1 pseudogene is annotated in these 238 nt (G+C 54.6%); it reads right to left on the bottom strand.

Features of this window, described 5'->3' with window-relative positions:
* A pseudogene (locus KVT36_RS32125) lies at positions 1-238 on the bottom strand (hypothetical protein); the annotation flags it as partial.

The following is a 238-nucleotide window of genomic DNA, read 5'->3' on the forward strand; positions in this document are numbered from 1 at the left end:
CGTCTGCCCCGGTAAAAGGGTATAGCAGCTCCTGGCCGAGGTTCCCACTACGGGATACATTATACTTAACACCGCCGCCCACCACAAAAGCAGGGGCTACCAGGCTGTAAGGCATGCGGTCCGGGTATTGGGCAGAGCCCTGCCCTTCAGTACGCAGGGGCTGTAGATAATATTTTTTACCATCCAGGTATGCGTAGGGATTGTAGTAGGAAATGCTGGCCCCACCGGTAAAATAGGG

This window comes from Chitinophaga sp. GbtcB8 (genome assembly GCF_019091455.1).
Classification (GTDB): domain Bacteria; phylum Bacteroidota; class Bacteroidia; order Chitinophagales; family Chitinophagaceae; genus Chitinophaga.